The sequence below is a fragment of the Flavobacterium sp. genome, from assembly GCF_044339515.1.
Classification (GTDB): domain Bacteria; phylum Bacteroidota; class Bacteroidia; order Flavobacteriales; family Flavobacteriaceae; genus Flavobacterium.
On sequence record NZ_JBIIVK010000106.1, the window covers coordinates 1 to 2,925 of the forward strand.

Genomic DNA, 2,925 nt, shown 5'->3' on the forward strand with positions numbered 1-2,925 from the left:
TTACCCGATGGAACATACTACTTTGTGATAGAATTCAATAACATTGAAGCCAAAACTGGTTGGATTTATATCAACAGAGAGCGTTAGTAGATATCATCACTCACCATTACTAAACCAAGAGTAATGGTGAGTTTAAAAAAATAAACCCTATAAAGAAATGAGAAAAATATATTTTGCAACATTGATCGCCGCGATTAGTTTCTTTGAAACCAAAGCACAGCAAGATCCACATTATACACAGTACATGTATAATATGAACGTCATTAACCCGGCCTATGCAGGAAGTAAAGAAAACCTGTCCTTTGGATTACTTTACAGAAAACAGTGGGTTGACATTGAGGATGCTCCTACCACAGCCACTTTTTCAGGTCACATGCCTGTTGGAAGAAACGTTGGATTGGGATTAAGTGTCATCTCGGACAAGATTGGACCGGTAGAGGAGAATAATGCGTATGCCGACTTCTCTTATACGCTTAATTTAGGAGGCGAACACAAATTGGCCTTTGGATTAAAAGCGGGACTTACCTTCCATGATGTTGGTTTGTTTAGTGACATCAACGGGACACTACCTCAACCGGACGATCCGGCCTTTAGTCAGGACGTTAGCAATACCTACATGAACATTGGTACAGGACTTTTTTATTACACCAATAAGTATTATGTCGCTTTTTCTGTGCCAAACATGTTAAAATCAAAGCACTTAGATTTACGTGATAATGGAGAAGAAAGAGAATTTGGTTCAGAAGTATCGCACTACTTTTTAACAGCAGGATATGTCTTCGATTTAAGTCCCAACACAAAGTTCAAGCCTTTTGCGATGTTAAAGTCAGCCTTTAATGCCCCCACATCGCTTGATGTATCGACCAACTTTTTATTCTTTGAGAAGTTTGAAATAGGAGCTACCTATCGTTTAGAAGACAGTTTTGGAGCGATGATTAATTATGCCATTAGCCCTAATCTTCGTATTGGATATGCGTATGATCATATCGTATCGGATTTAAATATCACGACGCCTTCTTCGCACGAGTTTTTCTTGTTGTTTGATGTAAATTTCCCCAAGAAAGTATCCCGTTCACCACGATTTTTCTAACCTAAAAAGCAACTCAAACGATGAAAAAAGTATATATATCGATTCTAAGTATTGTAAGTTTAAGTCTTACACCACTTAGTGCCCAGACTAAAGATACGCAAAAAGCCGACAAGCTTTTCAAGCGATTAGAATACGTTGATGCCGCTCAAGAATACTTAAAGCTAGCCGAGAATGGTAAAGCTGACGGGTATGTTTACAAACAATTGGCCGACAGTTATTTTAACACCTTTAACGCCTCGGAAGCCACCAAATGGTATGCCAGAGCCGTTGAAACACCACAGGATGCCGAAACGTACTACCGCTATGCCCAAATGCTTAAAGCACAAGGCAAGTATGAAGAGGCCAACAAACAAATGCAAAGCTTTGCCTCAAAAGCACCAAATGACCAAAGGGCAAAAGATTTTAAGGCCAATCCAAACTACCTTCCGAGTTTGCTTGACAAACAAAAGAAGTTTGATATTAAATCATTGGACATTAATAGTGATAAATCAGACTTTGGAGCGGTATTGCATCAAAACAACCTTTACTTTACCAGTGCCAGAAACGGAGCCAGAAAGAATTACGGTTGGAATGAAGAACCTTATTTAGACATCTACAAAGCTACTTATAATGTAGACGGTACTATTACCAATGCAGAGCCGGTAGCGGATTTAAATTCAAAATGGCACGATGGCCCTTCTTCACTGAGTGCAGACGGAAACACGATTTATTTTTCCAGCGAAAGCTTTAAAGAAAAAGGTGGTTTTGAAAAAGACAAATCCATCAATGCCAAATTAGGACAAGTCAACTTGTATAAGGCTACGATGGCCAACGGAAAATGGTCAAACATCACCCAGTTGCCATTTAACAGCAATACGTATTCAACCGGAAATCCTTCGTTGAGCAAAGACGGTAAAACGTTGTATTTTGCTTCCAACAGACCCGGCAGCATCGGTGGAACCGACATCTGGAGAGTAGCCGTAAAAGAAGACGGTACCTATGGTGAACCAGAGAACCTAGGTTCAAAAGTAAACACTGAAGGCGAAGAGAACTTCCCTTTTGTTACTGAAGACAACAAAACGCTTTATTTTGCCTCAAGTGGCAGACAAGGATTTGGTGGATTGGATGTCTTTGCGTATGATATGACCAAAGGTGAATCAACCAACTTAGGTAAACCGGTAAACAGTGAGAAAGACGATTTTGCATTTTCGTTAAATGCAGAGAAAAACATCGGATTTTTGTCTACCAACCGCTCAGGTGTGGATAATATTTATTTAGCCACTCCTATTTGTGGTGTAGAGGTAATCACAGTAGTTACAGATGCTAAAACAGGAAAAGTTCTCTCGAATGCCAAAGTAGCTATTGTGGATGAAAAGAAAAACGTGATTGCCACAGAAACCTCAGGAGCCAATGGTGAGGTGGCGTATTATGTAGAGTGTAACAAAGCCTACACGATACAAGCCTCAAAAGACGGTTATGAGAGCAACACCTTCTCGGTAGCAGCCAGCAAAGGCGAAGCAAGAAAAGTAGAAGCAGCCTTGAACCCAATTGATGTGATTGTAACAGAGACCGAAGTAGTTTTAAAACCTATTTTCTTTGAGTTCAACAAGAGTAACATCACTCAAGAGGGAGCTTTTGAGCTAGATAAACTGGTGCAAGTCTTACAAAACAACAAAAGCATGGTTGTTTTAGCCAAAGCCCACACCGATAACAGAGGAAGCGACGTATACAACTTGAGATTATCTGATGCAAGAGCAAAATCAACCGTTCAATACATCTTGTCTAAAGGTATCTCCAAAGAGCAAATCTCCGGAAAAGGAATGGGTGAAACCGAACCAAAAGTAGATTGTAAAGAA

2 protein-coding genes are annotated in these 2,925 nt (G+C 39.9%); both read left to right on the forward strand.

What is annotated here, in order from left to right:
- The first annotated feature begins 157 nt into the window (after positions 1-157).
- Positions 158-1,090, forward strand: a complete 933-nt coding sequence (locus ACIQ0M_RS15480) for a type IX secretion system membrane protein PorP/SprF (protein ID WP_396153856.1) — start codon at positions 158-160, stop codon at positions 1,088-1,090.
- 20 nt (positions 1,091-1,110) lie between these two features.
- Positions 1,111-2,925, forward strand: a 1,815-nt coding sequence (locus tag ACIQ0M_RS15485; protein WP_396153858.1) for an OmpA family protein, incomplete at its 3' end; no start/stop codon positions are given.

What these genes read in the sequence shown, in the direction of transcription:
- ACIQ0M_RS15480 (WP_396153856.1), top strand. Translation starts at nt 158, where the DNA reads ATGAGAAAAATATATTTTGCAACATTGATCGCCGCGATTAGTTTCTTT.